The 20,316-nt window shown below is 42.4% G+C and carries 15 protein-coding genes and 1 tRNA gene; 7 read left to right on the forward strand and 9 right to left on the reverse strand.

Going from position 1 to position 20,316, the window contains the following annotated elements; all coding sequences use genetic code 11:
• Nucleotides 1–6: 6 nt before the first annotated feature.
• Nucleotides 7–873 carry a hypothetical protein gene (locus tag SYN7509_RS0217365; RefSeq protein ID WP_148298024.1) on the reverse strand — a complete coding sequence of 289 codons (867 nt, stop codon included), beginning with the start codon at nt 871–873 and terminating at the stop codon, nt 7–9.
• A 341-nt stretch (nt 874–1,214) separates the two neighbouring features.
• Between SYN7509_RS0217365 and SYN7509_RS0217370 the strand changes: the two genes are divergently transcribed.
• The 4 genes from SYN7509_RS0217370 to SYN7509_RS0217385 are packed head-to-tail and all read left to right on the forward strand — an operon-like array spanning nt 1,215 to nt 5,341.
• Nucleotides 1,215–2,228 carry an iron ABC transporter substrate-binding protein gene (locus tag SYN7509_RS0217370; RefSeq protein ID WP_009633399.1) on the forward strand — a complete coding sequence of 338 codons (1,014 nt, stop codon included), beginning with the start codon at nt 1,215–1,217 and terminating at the stop codon, nt 2,226–2,228.
• Nucleotides 2,225–3,832 carry an ABC transporter permease gene (locus SYN7509_RS0217375; protein WP_009633401.1) on the forward strand — a complete coding sequence of 536 codons (1,608 nt, stop codon included), beginning with the start codon at nt 2,225–2,227 and terminating at the stop codon, nt 3,830–3,832. The genes SYN7509_RS0217370 and SYN7509_RS0217375 overlap by 4 nt, the downstream gene beginning before the upstream one ends.
• Before the next feature lie 14 nt (nt 3,833–3,846).
• Complete coding sequence (locus SYN7509_RS0217380; RefSeq protein ID WP_009633402.1) at nt 3,847–4,860, forward strand: ABC transporter ATP-binding protein; 1,014 nt, start codon at nt 3,847–3,849, stop codon at nt 4,858–4,860.
• A 10-nt stretch (nt 4,861–4,870) separates the two neighbouring features.
• Nucleotides 4,871–5,341 (forward strand): hypothetical protein, encoded by a 471-nt coding sequence (locus SYN7509_RS0217385; protein ID WP_009633403.1) that lies wholly within the window; start codon nt 4,871–4,873, stop codon nt 5,339–5,341.
• A gap of 61 nt (nt 5,342–5,402) precedes the next feature.
• Here SYN7509_RS0217385 and SYN7509_RS0217390 read toward each other — a convergent pair whose 3' ends face one another.
• The 3 genes from SYN7509_RS0217390 to SYN7509_RS0217400 form a co-directional block, all read right to left on the reverse strand.
• Entirely contained in the window at nt 5,403–8,633 is a 3,231-nt protein-coding gene (locus tag SYN7509_RS0217390) for an efflux RND transporter permease subunit (RefSeq protein ID WP_009633404.1), read from the reverse strand.
• A gap of 12 nt (nt 8,634–8,645) precedes the next feature.
• Entirely contained in the window at nt 8,646–9,941 is a 1,296-nt protein-coding gene (locus SYN7509_RS0217395) for an efflux RND transporter periplasmic adaptor subunit (RefSeq protein ID WP_009633405.1), read from the reverse strand.
• 236 nt (nt 9,942–10,177) lie between these two features.
• A tRNA-Ala gene (locus SYN7509_RS0217400) sits at nt 10,178–10,250 on the reverse strand.
• Between the two features lie 88 nt (nt 10,251–10,338).
• Between SYN7509_RS0217400 and SYN7509_RS26270 the strand changes: the two genes are divergently transcribed.
• Complete coding sequence (locus SYN7509_RS26270; protein ID WP_009633406.1) at nt 10,339–11,139, forward strand: oxygen-dependent tRNA uridine(34) hydroxylase TrhO; 801 nt, start codon at nt 10,339–10,341, stop codon at nt 11,137–11,139.
• Here SYN7509_RS26270 and SYN7509_RS0217410 read toward each other — a convergent pair.
• The 5 genes from SYN7509_RS0217410 to SYN7509_RS0217430 are packed head-to-tail and all read right to left on the reverse strand — an operon-like array spanning nt 11,123 to nt 16,810.
• The gene (locus SYN7509_RS0217410) at nt 11,123–11,791 is read right to left on the reverse strand and encodes a class I SAM-dependent methyltransferase (protein WP_009633407.1); all 669 of its coding nucleotides are present in this window, start codon (nt 11,789–11,791) and stop codon (nt 11,123–11,125) included. The two genes, SYN7509_RS26270 and SYN7509_RS0217410, sit on opposite strands and share 17 nt — an antisense overlap.
• On the reverse strand, nt 11,791–14,610 hold the full coding sequence (locus SYN7509_RS0217415) for a methyl-accepting chemotaxis protein (protein WP_009633408.1): 2,820 nt from the start codon (nt 14,608–14,610) through the stop codon (nt 11,791–11,793). Before SYN7509_RS0217415 ends, SYN7509_RS0217410 begins: the two co-directional genes overlap by 1 nt.
• 23 nt (nt 14,611–14,633) lie before the next feature.
• Entirely contained in the window at nt 14,634–15,110 is a 477-nt protein-coding gene (locus SYN7509_RS0217420) for a chemotaxis protein CheW (RefSeq protein WP_009633409.1), read from the reverse strand.
• Nucleotides 15,110–15,472 carry a response regulator transcription factor gene (locus tag SYN7509_RS0217425; protein ID WP_009633410.1) on the reverse strand — a complete coding sequence of 121 codons (363 nt, stop codon included), beginning with the start codon at nt 15,470–15,472 and terminating at the stop codon, nt 15,110–15,112. The genes SYN7509_RS0217420 and SYN7509_RS0217425 overlap by 1 nt, the downstream gene beginning before the upstream one ends.
• Nucleotides 15,473–15,490: 18 nt before the next feature.
• Complete coding sequence (locus tag SYN7509_RS0217430) at nt 15,491–16,810, reverse strand: response regulator (RefSeq protein ID WP_009633411.1); 1,320 nt, start codon at nt 16,808–16,810, stop codon at nt 15,491–15,493.
• Nucleotides 16,811–17,364: 554 nt separating this feature from the next.
• Between SYN7509_RS0217430 and SYN7509_RS0217435 the strand changes: the two genes are divergently transcribed.
• Together SYN7509_RS0217435 and SYN7509_RS0217440 are read left to right on the forward strand one after the other, a co-directional pair.
• Nucleotides 17,365–18,189 carry a PP2C family serine/threonine-protein phosphatase gene (locus SYN7509_RS0217435; protein ID WP_009633412.1) on the forward strand — a complete coding sequence of 275 codons (825 nt, stop codon included), beginning with the start codon at nt 17,365–17,367 and terminating at the stop codon, nt 18,187–18,189.
• A gap of 4 nt (nt 18,190–18,193) precedes the next feature.
• Nucleotides 18,194–20,290, forward strand: coding sequence for a tetratricopeptide repeat protein (locus tag SYN7509_RS0217440; protein WP_009633413.1), 2,097 nt, complete (start codon nt 18,194–18,196; stop codon nt 20,288–20,290).
• Nucleotides 20,291–20,316: the final 26 nt, after the last annotated feature.

Here is a 20,316-nt window from a genome sequence, read left to right on the forward strand (position 1 = left end):
TCAATGTTAATTTAAAATTTTGCTTTCTGTGGGTTCAACGGGACTGGGGTATTTATTCCAAATAGTCACTACTGTACCCGTACCTTGTTTATCCGGCGCTAAAGCTAAATAAAGAGCAGGAGAATTATCTTTAGGAGTTAATTTATAAAGTCCGCCCCCCGCCGCATAAGTACCGGAAGGCTCAACATTAAAATTGGCAGTTGCTAATTGCAAACGAAAGAACTCATCAAACACTATATCGGGGCTTTTGTCAGGAATTTGAGCAACTTTACCTACAATATCGGGATGTAGCGTCCCGTCAGGCTGGGTAAACATTTCAGCCTCCGCCATGACTTCGTTGGGCTGTTCTACAGCTTGCCAATTTGGATCGACAGGTACACCATTAATTGCCTTTGTTGCAATGGTTACAGGGCTAGGAGACACCGAAGGAATAGCTTGAGGCGGCGGGAGTAATTCTTGAGTTGTTGAATCTAGCTCAATTTCTGTAGGTTGCGGTAAAGGATTAACTGCCACAGGTGTTGCAGGCTTTTGAGGAGTCGGTGCAACAACTGGACGAGGAGAATTTTTAACGACGGTACGCGGTATTGGTTTTGTCGCGACGGTACGCGGTATTGGTTTTGTAGCTACTACTTTTTGTGGTACTGGGGGGCGACTACTAGCTTTAGGCGTTGGTTTTGGCGTGACTATCTTATTGACGGGCGAAGGTGTGACGGGAGTTAGCTTGACTAACTCTTGGGGCTTTTTCGTTGGTTTAGGTGTTTCCGTTGAAGGTATGGGAATTACCAGTAGCAAGCCATGCAAGCCCAAAGAGGCTAACCACATTGGTTTCCACATCTTACTTAATGATGGCGGTGAGTGTTTGGTGTGCGTCATGAATTTATTATTCCCTACTTTTACTCCACCAAGTTTTGAACTCGCTTTCAACCAAGTTTCCTAACAGCAACAGACTAATTGTAAAGCTTAGTCATAATCATTTGCAATAAGTTGAAGCTAAAAATAGCCTGTAAAGACTGTAAAATAAGCACTTGTTAATATTTTTACCTTGTTTTTAACAAAAATGGTTTGCAAAAACTTCTTAAATAAGTAGCTATTTAATGGTATTTTTTGAAAGTAAAGCTAACGTCGTTCAGGCAAAAAAGTTGGGAGTAAGGATTTCTTCGCCAAACTTGGCGCTCGAATAGATAGCTAGTTAAATATATGAGGATAAAAAATTAGTGGCGACTAAGTTAGGGAAAATTTCGGCGATCGTAGCGGCGGCAATAGTTGTAGGTGGGGGAATAGCGTTTAGTAGTAAAGCAGCACAACAAAAAACGCTGACTATTTACTCTGGTAGAGAAGAAAAATTAATTGCGCCCTTAATTGCCAAAGCTGAGAAAGATTTGGGGATGGATATTGAGGTACGATACGGCGATACGGCGGAACTTGCGATCGCATTAATAGAAGAAGGTAATCGCAGCCGCGCCGATATATTTTTTGCTCAAGACGCTGGTGCTTTAGGGGCTTTAGCCAAAGAAAAACGCACATTACCTATTTCTAATACCTTACTAGCCAAAGTAGAGCCACAATTTCGCTCCTCGGCGGGACAATGGATCGGTATTTCAGGACGGGCGCGAGTAATTGATTACAATACAAAGCTAGTCAAACCCAGCGAATTACCCACAGCGATCGCCCAATTAACTAATCCCAAATGGCGCGGGAAAATAGGTTGGGCCCCTTCAAATGGTTCTTTTCAGTCTTTTGTTACTGCTATGCGTTTGCTAGAAGGCAATCAAAAGACTTTGGCATGGTTAAAGGCAATGAAAGCCAACGGGACAAAAGATTATGCCAAAAATGCCGCGATCGTAGAAGCGGTAGGTAAAGGCGAAATCTCTTTAGGATTAGTAAATAACTACTATCTCTATAGATTTACCAAAGACAATGCTAATTTTCCTGTAGCCCATCACTATACACGCAGAGATGCTGGCGCAATGGTGAATGTAGCAGGATTGGCAGTATTAAATACTACTGACCAAAAGAGCGATGCTGACAAGTTTTTAGCTTATATGCTAACTCCCAAAGCCCAGGCTTATTTTGCTCAAGAAACTAACGAGTATCCGTTGGTAAAAGGCATTCAAGCATCGCAAAAACAAATTCCTCTCAGTCAGCTTAAACCACCTAAAGTTGACCTTAGCAACTTGTCTGATTTGCAAGGCACTATAGAGTTACTTCAAGAAGCAGAGGTACTTTGAGGCGTAAGGCTTCTTCACCACCGTTATTTTTAATTGCGATCGCGACTATTACAGCGATCGCAATTACTTTACCATTGACCTATCTTGTAATTAGGACGGCAGGTGTAGGTACAGAAAAGCTAATTAATTTAGTATCTCGTCCCCGCACCTTAACTGTATTGTTCAATAGTGCAGGAATGGCAGCTTTAGTAACCCTATTTAGTGCCTTAATTGCCGTACCTCTTGCATTTTTAACCTTACAAACCGATTTACCTGGGCGAAAGTTTTGGTTAATTGCGACTACCTTACCTCTAGCTGTACCTAGCTATGTAGGTAGTTTTGCCTTAATTGCCGCTTTTGGACCCACAGGTAGCTTATTGCAGCTATGGTTAGAACCCTTGGGCGTAACTCAATTACCGGAGATTTACGGCTGGTTTGGGACTATTTTGGCGCTGACACTGTTTACTTATCCTTACCTACTTCTTAGTGTACGAGCGGGATTGATGTTAATCGATCCGGCGACAGTAGAAGCGGCGAGGAGTTTGGGTTTAAATCAATTAAGTACATTTTTTCGGGTATTGTTACCACAATTGCGCCCATCAATAATTGCTGGCGGTTTGCTGGTAGCTTTGTATGCGTTAAGGGATTTTGGTACACCTTCATTAATGCGGTTTGATGCTTTTACGCGGGTGATTTTTCTGCAATACAAGTCAAGTTTCAATCGCAACCAAGCGGCGGCGCTGGCGATGCTATTGGTGGCTTTGGTGTTGGGGATATTGTGGTTAGAGTATAAAGTGCGATCGCGCGCTGCTTATTACAGTCGCAATTTATCAATTAATCGTCCACCTGTAATTGTAAAACTGGGCGCTAGTAAAGTAATTGCTTTATTATTTTGTGCGATCGTCGTTAGTTTAAGCTTAGTTTTGCCCGTTGGCGTGACAGTGTTTTGGTGGTGGCGAGGCTTGACAAGTAGCGATGGGGCGTATGGTACGGCTTCTTGGAGTGCGATCGCAAATCCCGCCCTTAACTCTATCGTAGCGGCGGGTTCTACAGCAATAATTGCCACTATTTGCGCCATTCCTGTAGCAATATTAGCCGTCAGGTTTCCCAGTCGCGTAACTACAGCAATTGAAAGGTGTAGTTATATTGGTTTTGGCTTACCGGGAATAGTTGTCGCTATATCATTAGTATTTCTAGGTTCTCAATACTTGCCTTGGGTGTACCAAACTTTGCCGATGCTAGTATTTGCTTACTTGGTGCTATTTTTGCCCCAATCTGTAGGCACAATTAGAACTTCACTGTTGCAATTGCATCCGCAGTTAGAAGAATCAGCTAGGCTTTTGGGGCGATCGCCTTGGCAGACATTGAAAGAAATTACTTTCCCTTTGGTGCGTCCTGGGGTGTTGAATGGGGCAGTTTTGGTATTTTTGACCGCAATTAAAGAATTACCCGCAACGTTGCTTTTAGCCCCGATTGGCTTTGATACCTTGGCAACAGAGATTTGGAAAGCTACAGAAAATGTATCCTTTAGCGATGCGGCGGTGGGATCATTGGCAATGTTAGTAATTTGTATAGGTTCAACTTTGCCCCTATTGTTGCACGAGCAGAAAACGAGCCAAAGATAAGATAAAAAAGAGTTATGGAGAAAATTTTACAGCTTGATGGTGTGAGTAAGTGGTTTGGCGAAAGTCAAGCAGTGGCGGACGTAAGTTTGAACTTACCCCAAGGAATCCTAGCATTACTGGGTTCATCTGGTTGCGGAAAGACTACTTTACTAAGGTTAATTGCTGGATTTGAGCATCCAGAAACCGGAAGTATTGAAATTGCTGGGCGCAAAGTTGCAAGTAATAATTGTTGGATTCCGCCAGAAAAACGCCGTTTGGGGATGGTGTTTCAAGATTATGCTTTGTTTCCGCACTTAACAGTTGTGGAAAATGTAGCTTTTGGGTTGAAAAAGCTAGAAAAAGCCGCCGCTAGACGATTAATTGAATTAGTAGGTTTAACTGGGTTAGAAAAACGCTATCCTTATCAACTATCGGGAGGACAGCAGCAAAGAGTAGCTCTTGCGCGTGCTTTAGCGCCTCAACCGCCGTTAGTGTTGTTAGATGAACCTTTGAGCAATTTAGACGTGCAAGTAAGGTTACGATTGCGAGAAGAAATTAGAGATATTTTAAAAGCAACGGGAACATCGGCAGTGTTTGTGACTCACGATCAAGAAGAAGCATTAGCGATCGCCGATTTAGTAGCAGTCATGAGTAAAGGTAAATTAGAACAAATCGGTACGCCTCAAGAAGTCTATACACAACCTTCCTCCCGGTTTGTCGCCGAATTTGTCACCGGAGCTAATTTCATCTTTGCCGAGCGTCAGGGCGACTTGTGGACAACGGAAGTTGGCTGTTTTGCCGCCTCTGATGTGGGAGAAAAAAAAGCCGACTTAATGATTCGTGAGGAAGATTTGCTAATAGAACCGACAGAATCCGATGGAGCAGTAATGATTCACAGTCGGCGCTTTTTGGGGAGAGAGTATCGCTACTGTTTGCTTACGCCTTCGGGGAAAGAATTACACGCTAGGACAGCTATTAGCCAAGTCTTACCCGTAGGTGCGAAAGTAAAATTGAATGTAGCAAGTACAATAAAAATATTTCCGGCTTAATTGCTTAAACATGAGCAAATCTTTAGACATAAATCTTTCCACCCAAATCGCCGAACAGATTGGTAGTAAGGCGAATAAATGCTTTGACAATGCCTATCAAGCAGCAATGCTCGATAACAATTATTTGTACGTGCAAGGCTTTTTAGTTGTGGGAGTTGAGCCTTATGCAATTAGGGAATATGGCTGGATTGAGCTTGACGACAAAATTATCGACCCTACTTTTGTTTCATTGAGTCTAGACGCGCAAAATCTCTACTATTTTCCCGCCCAAAGCTTAAAAGTCAAAAAACTTAAAGCCATCATTGACGAATCAAAAGAAGATTATCCCGAAGATGATCCTCTACCCATTTACGGTAATGCACCTTACGAATACTACGGCGAAGTTATGCTAGGCGGTAAAGAATATCTAGCGGCCTATCAAGCTGCGGAAGCACAGTGTATAGAGTTGTCTAGATTAGAACCACAACATTTCTCCAACTAAAGCGATCGCACACTAACAAAGATTTTGGCTTTGTCATTGGGTGCATTAACTACTTGCCCCATCACCCTTGAAACTTAACTATAGCTTCGGTGCGATTTTTACCATCAACGGATGCGTTGGCATCATCCTTGCCTAAATTTGGTGGTGGAGAACTTGGAGGTTTGGGACGTTTGAACGCAAATTCGTAGAGATTTTTAATTACTACATACAACACTGGAACTAATAAAAAGCTCAACAATGTGGCAACTAATAAGCCGCCAAAAACCGCCGTACCAAGCGACCAGCGACTTGCTGAACCTGCACCCGTTGCCACCACAAGCGGGTAAAAGCCAACCAAAGAAGCCGAAGCGGTCATCAAAATCGGACGAAAACGTTGTTGGGCGGCATGAATTGCCGCTTGGGTGATCGTCATTCCTTGTTCTCTGGACTGATTGGCAAACTCTACAATCAAAATTGCGTTCTTACTCGATAAACCAATCAGCATCACTAGCGCCACCTGACAGTAGATATCGTTTACCAAACCCCGCAGGGAAACAAATATCATCGCGCCCAAAATTGCCAACGGTACAGTCAAGAGAATAATAAATGGATCGACATAGTTTTCGTACTGAGCCGCCAAAACTAGAAAAACCACCAACAACCCCAGCCCAAACACCAATACAGCTTGTCCCCCAGAACTGATTTCTTCTCTAGAAAGCCCTGTCCAGTCGTAGCCAAGCCCCGATTGTTCAAATTCGGCAAAAGTCTCCTGCATAGCAGTAATAGCTTGACTTGAACTATAACCCGGTGCAGGATTGCCTTGGATTTTGATCGTGCGAAACAAGTTAAAGTGACTGATCGTTTGGGGCCCGGTAATCGGTGTTACCGTTGCAACTTCACTGAGGCGCACCAAATTATTACTACGACTTCGTACATAAATTTGTCCAATATCATCAGGGGAGTTACGAAACTGCTGATCGGCTTGAATGTAGACCCGATAACTGCGTTGAGCAAAGGTAAAATCATTTACATATTGCCCGCCCATATAAGCCCCTAACGTACCAATCGCCTGACCAAAATCAACATTCAATGCTTCCAAGCGATCGCGATCGATATCAATTTGATATTGGGGAGTACCCGCCGTAAATTGCGTAAAAACCTGACTTAGAAGCGGATTTTCATTTGCTTTAGCAATCAACTGTTGAGCCGCAGCTAAAAATTGATCGATGCTCAATTGTCCGCCAGTGCGGTCTTGAAGCTGAAACTCAAAGCCGCCACTGGTTCCATAGCCGGAAACGGCGGGAACATTAAACGTAGTTACAAAAGCATTTTGATTTTGACCTAGCTGCCCGTTGAGGCGTTCCACAATGGCGGGAACGGCGTGTTCTTCGCCTTTTCGTTCTTCCCAAGGTTTGAGCCGGATAAAGAAAGTTCCTTGATTTGGCCCGTTACCATTAAGTCCAAAGCCCGGAAGAACTACTGAGGCTCTTAATTCGGGAACTTTGGCAAGAGTTTGAGAAACCGTGCTTGCTACTTTCTCTGTGTAGTTAAGGGGAACGCCATCGGGAGCTTGAATAATGCCGACAATCAACCCTTGATCTTCTTGAGGGACAAAACCAGAGGGAACGGAAGTATACACGATCGCCGTAGCAAATAATCCCAGCACAAATACGCCAATAACAATTATCCGCACCCGAATTAAGAAGCGGACAGTCTGTTGATAGCGATCGGTTACCCAACCAAAGCCGCGATTGAACTTGCGAAAAAACCAGCCAAGCGGGCCTCTACCTTCTCCGTGGGTGTGGCGCAGGAAAATCGCCGACATACTAGGGGTAAAGCTAAGAGCGTTAAAGGCAGAAATAGCAATAGAACAGATAATTACCATTGCAAACTGGCGATACATAATTCCCGTTGCGCCAGGAAAAAACAAAACTGGTACAAACACTGCCATTAACACCAAAGACGTAGCAATTACCGCTCCTGTTAGCTCCTCCATTGCCTCCGATGCTGCCTGACGCGCGTTCATGCCTTGTTCCATCTTGGCGGAGATCCCTTCTACAACAATAATCGCGTCATCTACTACTAGACCTGTTGCCAGCACTAACCCAAACATGGTTAATGTATTTAGAGAAAATCCCAACATATAGGCAAAAGCCAACGCCCCCAGTAGAGACACCGGAACAGCGATCGCCGGAATAATTGTTGCTCGCCAGTCTTGCAGAAAAATAAAAATTACTAGCACAACTAAAGCGATCGCTTCTTCCAATGTTTTCAGCACTTCTTCAATGGAAACTTCCACAAAAGTAGTTGTGTCATAAACAATTTCCTCTGCCATTCCGGGGGGGAAGTTTTTTGCTAATTCCTCCATCTGGGCTTCAATAGCGGCGGCAACTTGGAGGGCATTACTACCTGGAAGCTGGTAGATAATCATGGCAACGCCCGGTTTACCTTGAACTAAAGCCGTAGAACTGTAGTCTTCCGCTCCTAATTCTGCGCGACCGATATCTTTGAGCTTTACCAATGTGCCGTCAGCTTCGGTCTTGAGTACCAAATTTTCAAATCCTTTCGCGTCCTTAAATCTGCCCTGTACTCGCAGCGCGAAGTTGTAAGGTTGGTCTGGGTCTGTAGGCGCTTGACCAATCGATCCCGCCCCCACTTGAATATTTTGAGAATTTAGGGCTGTCGATACATCGGTGGCGGTCAAACCTCGACTAGCAAGGGCATTAGGGTCGAGCCACAATCGCATAGCATACTGTCGTCTACCGGCTATATTGACATCTCCCACTCCCGGTATTCTTTTAATTGAATCAATCAAAAAGGAATCGGTATAGTTGCTCAAAAAGATGCTGTCATATTCATTGTTTTCGCTGTATATACCGTAGACCAACAAAATGCTACTAGAACGCGCAAGAGTAGTTACACCAGTTTGGCGAACGGAACTTGGTAGTGTGGGAGTGGCGATCGCCACTCGGTTTTGAACGTTGACTTGGTTAATATTGCGACTTGTAGAAGGCGGAAACTGTACCGAAATTGAGCTAGTACCATCGTTTCCACTGGTGGAAGTCATGTATTGCAATCCTTCCACCCCGTTTATCTGCCGCTCGATTACTGTTGTTACCGTGTCTTCAACAGTTTGGGCATCGGCTCCAATGTAGGCGCTAGTAGTTTGAATTTGAATCGGGGCAATCTCTGGCAGATTATTAATCGGCAGTAAGGGGACACTTATACCACCCACCAGCAAAATCAGCAGAGTACAAACTGTTGCCAAGACTGGTCGCCGAATGAAGGTATCGGCAACAGATAAAATAACCATGAATAAACCTGCCTATGATTCTGGTTGAATTGCCACACCATCGCGCAGCTTGATAATATTGGAAACGGCGATGCGATCGCCAGTATTGAGTCCTTTTATCACCTGATAGCTACTTCCCTGCACCTCTCCTAGGGTTACAGGTTGCTGACGCACTACTTTTTGTGGGCGTGACTTATCTGTTTGGGCAACAAATACAAAGCTTTGCCCACCAATACGATTAATTGCCGTAGTCGGAATCAAAATTCCTGAACTATTGCTCCAAATAATTCTTGCCCGTACAGATTGCCCATCTCGCAAACTGCCATTAGTATTGGCAAACTGCGCCTTGGTTAATATTGATTGGGCATTAGTCGCCACCTGTGGAGAAACAAAGCTAATACTACCTGTTGTCAGCCGCTTGCTGTTGTTGGCATCTAGTAATTCTACGGGCAATCCCTGGCGCAACTGTGGGGCATTGTTGGCAGGAACGGAAATTCGCATATCCAGCAAGTTATTTTGAATTACGGTCGTCAAAGTTTGACCTATGGTGACGTAATCTCCAGCTTTAATTGAAAAGTCTCCAATTATTCCAGAAATCGGAGCGGCAACTATTTTGTAGCCAAGATTGACTCTAGCTGAAGCAATATTTGCTTCCGACTCTTGAAAGTTCGCCGTTGCTTCATTAACAAGCGCTCTGGAGGCGTTGACTTGTTTTTGGGCAGCTTGCAAGGTGGCGTTTGCCGTCTCTAATCTATTGCGCGCTAGGTCTAATTCTTGCCGCGCCTGTGCGCCCGCTACTACCAGCTTTTCTGTGCGATCAAACTGCAATTGTTGTAGCCGCACATCGGCGGCGGCTCTAACTTGCTCGGCGGCTACAGCTTGAAGTTGTGCTTGCGCCGTGCCAATCGCCGATCTAGATGAATTGGCGGCGGCGGTCGCACTTGCTACTTCTGCTTGAGTTTGGTCAAGACTAAGAGAGACAACGGGCGTACCTTGAGCAACGCGATCGCCACTACTAACAAACACGCGCTCAATCCGTCCTTGAATCTGCGGCTGCAAAGAAACACGTTTTTGCGCTTCTAGCGTCCCCACAAATTCCGAACTTGCCTCTACTTGCGTTGGTTCTATAGTTTGTAGTTTTACCGAAATGACTGGTGGCGCTTCTGCTGGGGCGGCATTTTTGGCACTCCACCATTTCCCCAACGCCAAACTACTACCGCCTAATAGCAGGATAGCTAGAGGTATACCCACCCATTTAAAATAACGGCGGCGAGGTGGATGAGGTAACTTGGCAGGTGCTTCAATAGCAGTTACTTCAGAGGTTTTCATAGAATATTTTATAAAATTTTAATAATTTTCCGATAGTTATTAATAGAACTTAGGTGATCTACTACATTGTGTCGTCAGTCGTAAGACGCAAAAAGCGATCGCTAGTTTTCCCCCTAAGTTGATTTGCTATTATTTTGGCGTTGCTGAAGGTATAAGGATTGTTCTAGTGCAACTACTTTCCTGTCTCACCCGCTTTCATAGCACATTAGGAATTATTGAGTAAAAAAACTAAATAATGGAGGTTAGCGGACTCGAACCGCTGACATCCTGCTTGCAAAGCAGGCGCTCTACCAACTGAGCTAAACCCCCCTAGGACAAATTGTATTATAGTTGATAGCGATCTTTTAATCAATCTGCGATCGCCTACTCGCAAAAACATCTCAATTTGCGCCCAGAAATGACTTACATTGTTGCCTCTTTTTATAAATTTGTACATCTACCAGACTTTGCCACCAAGCAACAACAACTCCTAGCTTATTGTCAAAACCAAGAAGTCAAAGGCTCAATCCTTTTGGCAGCAGAGGGGATTAATGGCACTGTTGCTAGTATTTCCGAAAACAGTATTAATGCAGTTATCTGTTTTTTGCGTTCTGACTTGCGTTTAGCTGACTTGGAATACAAATTGTCCTTTGCTCAATCTCCGCCTTTCGAGCGGATGAAAGTGCGCCTAAAGCGAGAAATTGTTACTTTGGGATTACCAGAAATAGATCCACTTCAGCAAGTTGGTACTTATGTAAGTCCGACGGAATGGAATGCCCTAATTAAAGATCCAGAAGTAACAATTATTGATACTCGCAACGACTACGAAGTAGATATTGGGACTTTCAAAGGAGCGCAAAACCCCAACACTAGCTCTTTTAATCAATTTCCCAACTATATCGAGCAAAACCTAGACCCAGCTAAACATAAAAAAGTAGCCTTGTTTTGTACTGGGGGGATTCGCTGCGAAAAAGCATCATCCTTACTGTTATCTCAAGGTTTTGCAGAAGTCTACCATCTCAAAGGCGGCATCCTCAAATATTTAGAAGAAGTCCCGGAAGGTGAGAGTTTATGGCAAGGAGAATGTTTTGTATTTGACGAACGAGTGGCATTACAGCACGGTTTGCAGCCGGGAAATTATCAATTGTGTCGCAGTTGTGGCAATCCTGTAGCGCGATCGTACTCCTGTCCTCACTGCACCACTAAGGAAGTTTCCTAGCCAACGTCAAACCATCAGAAATCGGCACTAAGCTGAGATTTATGCGCCCGTCTTGATGCAGTTTTTGGTTAAAGTCGCGAATTTTTATAGTGCGATGATCTTGAATACTCGTGTCGGCAACTCGTCCTGACCACAGTACATTATCTACCACAATCAACCCCCCAGGACGAACTAATTGCAAAGCTTGTTCGTAATAAGTATCGTAACTACTTTTATCAGCATCAATAAAGGCAAAATCAAAAGTATTAGCTTCTCCCCTAGCTACTAGCAACGCCAGAGTATCTTGAGCAGGGGCAATATGCAGGTCAATTTTATCTATTACCCCGGCTTTTTGCCACCAATGACGGGCGAACTGTGCGTACTCTTGGTTCATCTCACAAGCTACTACTTTGCCTCCCTGGGGCAATGCCAACGCCACTACCAGCGCACTGTAGCCTGTAAACACTCCTATATCTAAAGTTTTTTTAGCGCCGATTAACTGAATTAGTAACCCCATAAACTGCCCTTGTTCGGGGGCAATCTGCATTTGCGCCATCGGTTGACTTATGGCGGTAGCTTGTCTTAATTGAGCTAATATATCGGCTTCCCGTAAAGAAACAGAAAGTAAGTAGTTGTAAAGCTGCGCCCCAAGTCCTAAAGTTTGATTAGCCATTAATCTTTACGCACTTTAAACGTACCTACCGAAGTTTGCAACTGCTGCGCTACTTCTACCGTTCGTTTGAGAGACTTCGATACTTGGCGCGAAGAAGAAGCAGTTTCCTCCGAACTCATAGCCAACCCTTTCATCAACTGGGTTACAACTTGAGCGGTTTTTGCTTGGGAGACTGTAGAACGAGAAATTACTTGGACTAATTCATCAATTTTGCGCGATACAAGCAATATTTCTCCCAAACTTTGCTTCGTATCTGCCACAAGCTGAGTACCTTCATTAACTTGCATATTACCTAGTTCCATAGCTCTAACCACTTCGCTAGTTTGCTGCTGGATATTTTCTAGCACTTGCTCAATTTCTTTAGTTGCTCCGGCGGCTTTAGTTGCCAGTTCCCCTACTTCTTCAGCGACTACCGCAAAGCCTCTCCCTTCTTCTCCCGCACGAGAGGCTTCAATACTGGCATTAATGGCGAGGACGTTGGTTTGCAAGGCAATTTGGTTAATTAAAGTTGTAACTTTAGAAATTTGCTGAGATGCTTCGCCTAGGTTTTTAACTTTCTTGGCGGTTTGGGCGATCGTATCGCGTAAATTTATAATGCTAAATACTGTGCGCTCCATTGCTATTTCTCCAGTTTGGGCGCTAGTTGAAGCATCGCGGGCAACTTCTGCCGCTAGGGTGGCGCTATCTGCGACTGATTGAATAGATAGCGTCATTTGCTCCACCGAATCAAGAGTATTGACAATTTCTACATTTTGTTTGACAGCTTCTTCCGCCAGTTGCCGAATTGCCCCTTCGTTTTCATTAATAGAAATATTTACTTTGTCGGTAGCGTGTTTTACCGAAATGACAATTTCTCTTAAACTTTCAACGATCGCATTGAAAAAATCTGCTACTGTACCAATCTCTCCCTTGGTAACTTCCGCCCTGACTGTCAAATCGCCTCTAGTTGCTCCTTCTACTTCACTAAGCAAGTCTACTAATTGATTTTCGAGTAATTCTTTTTGTTCTCGCTGCTCAAGAGACATTACTTCCGCAGCCTTTCGAGATTGTTCCACTTGTTCTAACAAATTTGCTTGATCTAAAGCAAAGCCGATTTGCGCCGCTAATTGGGTAAATAAATTAATTTCTGACTCTTGCCAGTTGCGCGGTTCTGAGCAATGATGAGCAATCAACAAACCAAGCAATTTTTTATCTTTAAGAATTGGTGCAACTAAGTTTGCTTTAACTTCAAATTTTTCTAAAGTTTGGATATGACACTCGGTAAGTCCAGCATGGTAAATATCATTAATTCCCCGTACTCGACCATTTTTATAATTTTTTATATGATGCTCCTTAAAACAAGGATCGTCAATAGTTTGTTGTAGTGCTTGCGTCCACCCAGGTACAACAGATTCGGCAACCACAGTACCGCTAAAATCGGGGTTAAAGCTGTAAATAACTACTCGTTCGGTGTGCATGACTTTTCGTACTTCTCGAACGGCGGTTTTTAAAATGTCGTCTAGGTTTAAAGAGCGACGAATGCGTAAAGTAATATCTGTAAAAGTCTGCGCTGCTTCTGTGGCTGATTCTTGCTTGTAAAGGAGATTTTGCAGTTGTTGAGCCATGCCATTGATATTAGCGCCCAAAACGGCTAATTCATCAGCACCTTCTACCGCTAGGCGTGTATTTAAGTGTCCTTCTCCTAGTTGACGCACGGCGTTTGATGCTGCCATAACTGGGCGCAAGGCTCTATTTACTAGCCAGGCGGCGAAAGCTGCGACCATCAGGGCGATCGCACCTGTTGCTATAGTCAAAGTTACTATCGAAACATCGCGGGTAGCAAATATTTGGTTTTCATCTTGACTAACCAGTACGCTCCAATTTAGTTGAGATGCTCCAGCAAACTTACCTACAGGAGTAAAAGATATTAAGTACCATTCTTGCTCTAATAAATCTTTTTCAACAACGCTATCAACCTTATTTACTGTTTGTAATCGCGCCGCTACTTGAGGAAAAATTTCTTTAGCATCCTTACCGATATAGTTAGTATGCTCTGTGGGTGAAACTACAATTTTACCAATGTCATTAATTGCATAGTATGCTTCTGGTACGTAGCCATTAATGGTTTGCGTCAACTCTTTAGCTTCCGCTTGAATAATATTATTAAAATATTTTAGGGGAGTACGCGATCGCACGATGGCAATTGTCTCTCCGGTGCGCGTATCTATTACTGGTGCGGCTACAAATATCGAATATTCTCCAGTTCCCGACGATCTTCTTGGGGGAGTAATTACGGGGCGATTTGTTCTTAAAACTTCTTGAAAATAGTTGATTTCGTTATAGTTGGCGATTACCGCTCCGGCGGACTGTAATAAAACATTTCCTTCTAAATCTATAACAGCAATACTGTCATATATCGGATTATCTTTGATATAGCGGTCCAATATTGCTTGCTTCGCTCTAGTTGAAGTTGCAGCTATAGTTGCCGGATTGTTCAAAATACTTAGTTGGGATAGAGTTTTAATATCTTGGTATTGTTGAACTATAAATTGATTGATTTGGTTAGATAAACCAATTACTCTGGCTTTTTGTTGCTGTTGTAAGTTTTCGGTAATTTTTTCTGTAGTTACATAGGTGGCGATCGCTCCAATTACAATAATTGGGATGACGCTTAGAGCGATTGCTGAAATTGTTGCTTTAGTTTTTAAACTTAATTGCTGACTAAACTTGGCTCGATTTTTTTTTTGTACACTAGCTTTCAATTTGTTCAATTGTTCTTGAAAATTCCTTTTTTCTACCTGTTGCTCGACGGCTGATTCCGGCTCAAAATTTGTACTCATAATATCCTTCCTTTACCCCGCGATTAAGTTTTTAAATTAGGGGAATTAGTAATTTTTTCTACATCTAAAACTATTAAAATTTCATCCCCTTGTGTAATACATTCACTTACATAAGGAGCAAGCCCGGTATATAACTTTGTTGGTGTTTGGCGGCAATGATTGGCAAAGTAAGTTACACCTTTAACCGATTGTACAACTAGCCCTAACTTAACTTGTTTTACCTGAATAATTACAATTTGATACTGTTGAGCAATTGGTTCTGTTCCAGGTAAATTTAACATTTGTGCTAGATTTACTACCCACAGTATTTTGCTGCGCCGATTTAATAATCCTAATACGCATTCCGGCATATTTGGCATGGGGGAAAGGCGAGTTTTGGGAACAATTATTACTTCCTGAGCATACTCCATTAACAATAATGCGGGGGTTTGTTGATTTAAGTAGAAACTTAAATAGCGATCGTCGCATGGCTTAATGGGCGGTGCAATTTGTGTATTCATTAACCCACCACCGATTGAATCGCTACTAATAATTGCTCCTTTGTAAATGGTTTTGTTACGTAAGCATCAGCCCCTTGTTTTTTGCCCCACAATTGGTCTATTTTTCCAGACTTTGAGCTACAAATAATAATTGGTACTTGCTCTGTTGCTGGGTTACTTTTTAGTTGACGGCATAATTCAAAACCACTCATTCCTGGCATAACTACGTCAGTTATAATCGCATCAGGCTGTTGTTTTATCGCCTCAATTAACGCATCTTTGGCATTGTTTGCCATAATTACGGTGTAACCACTATCGCGCAGATAGCCAGCTATCAAGTTTAATAGACTTCGCGTATCATCCACTAACAAAACTGTACTCACAATTTTTTTAATATCCTACTATTCCGATAGATGTCTAAATACAATTTTTAATAAGTCTGACTGAGCAAAAGGTTTAGTTAAATAGCCTGATGCCCCTACAATTCTAGCTTTAACTCTATCGATAATTCCTGTATTTCCCGTCACCATAATAATTGGTGTGGTTTTAAAAAACGAGTGATTTCTTAATAAGCGACATAGCTCGTAGCCATCTATTCCTGCCATTTTTACGTCTAGTAATATCAAGTCTGGTTTGAGCCTAACTATTTGCATCAAAGCCTTAACTGGATCGTTAATTGTAGAAACCGCAAAACTTTCATCATCTAAAAAGTAGCTGATTTCTTTCAACATTGCGGGGCTATCATCTACACAAACAATTTTGTAAGTTTTTTTGTTGGTTGGTGCTTCTGGTAGATTGTTAATTGGTTCGGAAACAACATTCACGCTCTGAGGAGGGCGTGAGGGAATTTGTGGTAATTGAGCAGTAGATGTTGGCGGTAAGGAACTTGCTACAGTAATTTTAGAAGTCGGTATTTTTAAAGCTAATGAATAGTTATTTACTGGGGTTTTTGGCGATTGAATAAAAGGCAACCGATCAAAGGGCGCAGAGGGAGGTTGTAGTAATATATTTCCTGCCTTAATATAGGGGTATAAACTTTGTGCTAACCGTAGTTCATCTTGATTGAGTAAAATTGCTAAATGATGAAAACTAAATCCTTTTAAAATCGCGGTTAATTTTTGGCGTAATTCTGAAGAAAGTTTTTGATTGATGGGCGAAGAAGCTAAGTAAGGACATTGATAAGGCGAAACTATTTCCGGTGCTAAAGCTTGCCAAGCTTGTAATTGCTTTTCCGCATATTTAACTAAACTTGGCAAATCTAATTGACAAAAACCTGAATTTGTCTCCGAAAAACTATGTAACTCATAGCTACCTTCTTCTACCAATAAAAATGATTCAATAACTTCTTTAACCAATCCTTCAATTAAATTTTTTGCTTGCACGTTTGTTAAATGCTGATGTTCGATTAACCAGCAAATAGCTTGATAGTCATTTATATTTAGTTGCTCTCCTCTTGACTCATTTTCAAACATTAACCTTAGCTTTGTGCGAGTATCGCTGCTTAAGGAGGGGATTTTATGAGCTAGGCGGCGTAAATGGCAATCTAGACGATCAAAAGGTTCTACAGAATGAGAAGCGTAAATTATCTTACCTTTATCTAGATAGATCGACCAAGCAACTGAATTGCTAAGTACCTTTAAGTGAGCGCTATCGTAAGAATTTGATAAGTGGGTTAACAAACTGAGCGGGCGTAATTTTTGAAATGTTCCACAGCTAGTCATTTAGCACTTATTCCTTACAGCAAATGTTAGTAATTTCAAGCTTCAAGAAATCCCAAAACTTAAGTTAAGTTAAACTATCTCAATAAAATTAGACTTATTTGCGACCATCACAACTCAAGTTTGGCAGTAGCACTTTTAGTCAAAGCTATAAGTACCTAAGAATAATCTATTATACAAATGATTCTAGATCAAGATTTTCAACCTGTAACATCCAGGAGAAACTTTGCTAATTTTGGCGGGATTCGTTCCCAAATATTTGTATAAAAATATACAGTAATTTTTAGATGGCTGAAATCAAGACTCTGATAGATAATCTAGGCGGTAAAAAAAGAGACTTATTTACCTGTAAGTTAAAAGTCGTCAAGAAAATTTCAACTATTCGGCGCTTAAACAAATGATGTAAGCTAAAAATGAACCATTAATTCAAAATAATTCTTTGTATACCTAAACAGCATGGCAAAATGTAGGCTCGCTGAGACTTAGTATAGTTAGAATCTGTAAAGTAGCTAACCCTATTGTCAGTTAAAAATTATCATGACTACCCCTGCGACTAAATGCAAGTGGATATTAATCAAAAATTCATGCAGACAGACGAACCCATAGTTAAAAACTTAGATCGTTGGCGAGTGGTAGCAGCATCCGTGCTGGGAAAAAGCCATGAAAAAGTAAAGCAACATTGTCAAGATGCCCATCATTGGGAGTTGTTGCCAGAAGGGGTATTAGTAGCAGCCGTAGCAGATGGTGCGGGGAGTGCAAGTTTGGGGAAAGTAGGGGCAATTGTAGCTTCCCAAACCGCCGTTGAAACCATCCGCTTGCAGTATGCAATCAGCAAAAGTGCGGAAGATGAAAACGATCTCAAATGGCAATTATTACTAAGTAACGCCCTAGAAGCGGCGAAAAAAGCTGTAGAAGAAGAAGCTTTCGCCTGTAAAGTTGCGGCTAGAGAATTAGCTACTACTTTAATTATTGTCGTTGCCACCTCAAACCTAATAGCCGCAGTCCAAGTAGGTGACGGCGTAGCGGTGGGGTGCGATCGCACGGGCAACATGATCGCCCTCACCGCACCGCAACGGGGAGAATACGCCAACGAAACAATTTTTTTAGTTTCCCCCCATGCTTTAGAGAATATTCAAGTAAACGTCTGGCGTGGTGTTGTAGCTAATATTGCCATGCTCTCTGACGGACTGCAAATGTTGGCTTTAGAAATGAGTGGAGGTAAACCCCATGCACCCTTTTTTTTCCCAATGTTTCAATTTGTTGCTGATGTTACCGACGAAGGAGACGCTCAAGAGCAATTAGTAGCATTTTTGCGATCGGAACGCATTAGCACGCGGACTGATGACGATCTAACACTTTTACTGGCGACGATAGTCAATTAATGCCATGAGGTTGAAACGTCAACTCGACACCCAAATTATTACTATAGACCCCACCTCAAGCTTAGGACATGGCGGGGAAGCAAAAGTTTATAGCGTGCCGCAAGATGAGACTCTGGTGGCAAAAGTCTATCATAAGCCCACCGAAGCCCATGCCAATAAATTAATGTTGATGCTGGCAAACCCACCCGACAACCCCGCCGCCAGTAAAGATCATATCTCTATTGCTTGGCCTGTGGACGTACTGCGGACAATAGATGAAAAACAAAAAGTAGTGGGTTTTTTGATGACGCGAGTCAAAGAAATGCACTCGCTATTGGACTTTTATAACCCAAAAACCCGTCGCCAAAAGTGTCCCTTTTTTAACTATCTTTATTTGCATCGTACCGCACGCAATCTTGCCGCCGCCTTTGGCGCACTTCACGCTCGCGGTTACTGTATTGGCGATGTGAATGAATCAAATATTTTAGTTAGTAATACAGCTTTAATTACATTAGTAGATACAGATTCTTTTCAAGTTAGAAACGAACGCAACGGCGAAATCTACCGTTGCGCTGTGGGCAAACCAGAATTTACCCCCCCCGAACTCCAGGGGCAGAGTTTCGCCCAGCTAGATCGAGCGCCAGAACACGATTTATTTGGGTTGGCAGTTTTAATATTTCAGTTGTTGATGGAGGGTACACACCCCTTTGCAGGCATCTATCAAGGTAGCGGCGACGCGCCACCCTATGAAACGAGAATAGCTGAAGGTCATTTTGTTTACAGTCGGCGGCGCGTACCTTATTTACCGACCATAATTTCCCCCAAATTTGAGCTACTGCACCCAATATTGCAACAGCTATTTATCCGTTGTTTTGAAGAAGGGCATAACAACCCCCAAATGCGCCCTACGGCTCAAATTTGGCAAAGTGCGTTAAGTGAAGCGGAACGGGATTTAACTACTTGTAAAGTCAATAGTCACCATCGTCACGGCAAGCATTTAAGCTATTGCCCTTGGTGCGAAAGAACTTTTAAGCTGAGTGGGCGAGATCCCTTCCCTTCCTCTCAAACAGTCCAAAAAGGTCAGCATTTACTACCCCTCAAAAAGCGCAACCCTACCTTGGTACTACCAAAAAGTCAGCCCGTTAGCAGCTTTTACCGTCAAAATCTCCTTAGCACAAGTCCTCGTCAGTACCGCCACAAACAAAAAATTAACGCCGCAATGTTGAGCGCTGTGGGTGTAGGGGCTGTGGGGTTATTTGGATTAACACTAATAGTTAAAGACTTTAAACTTTCAAGCAAAATTAGCGAGACGCTTTTTCCTCCAGCAGAAGTTGTGACTTCCAATCAAACGGCTGATGTTAATAAAATTGCTTCCAAGTATAACCATCAAGGGAAAATATCTTCTAAATATGAAGATTATGACGGAGCAATTGAAAACTTTAATCAGGCTTTGATTCATAATCCCAACGATGCCCAAGCTTATATCGATCGCGGAAATGCGCTGTATGAAAATGCTCAAAATAGCGGCAACCCTGATGAAGAATACAAAATAGCCCTTAAAGACTTTGATAACGCTCTAAAACTCAATCCCAATGAAGCTGAAGCTTATATTAGTCGGGGAACTGTGCGCTACGACATCGCCGAATATAGTCCTGATGCTATCGACGAATACAAAGCAGCGATCGCTGATTTTAATCAAGCTATTAGTAAAAATCCCACTAATGCCCTTGCTTATGTCAAACGCGGCATTACCCAGCAAAAACTAGCCAAAAAAAATAGCGGCGACTTAAATCAAGGCTACCAAAAAGCTCTTAAAGACTTTGATTTGGCGCTGCAACTCGATCCTAAGTTAGCCGAGGCTTATGTAGAAAAAGGTAATATTTTATACGAATTAGCAAAAATTAATGGCAAAAACGAAAGCGATTATTGGGGAGCGATCGCCAACTTACAAACAGCAGCTAAAATATTTCTCGATCGCCAAGATATGGAGCGATACCAAGAGGCTTTAGACACTTTGGGAAATATCTGTTTAGCCATAGAAAATGATTGCCAGTCTTTATTAACTAATCCCCAATTGCCAAGTATTGCCAAACCGCAACCAATTAATAAAAATAAAAGTTAGCAGATAAATTTAATAGTAAAAAGTAT

It is taken from the genome of Synechocystis sp. PCC 7509 (genome assembly GCF_000332075.2).
GTDB lineage: Bacteria > Cyanobacteriota > Cyanobacteriia > Cyanobacteriales > Chroococcidiopsidaceae > Aliterella.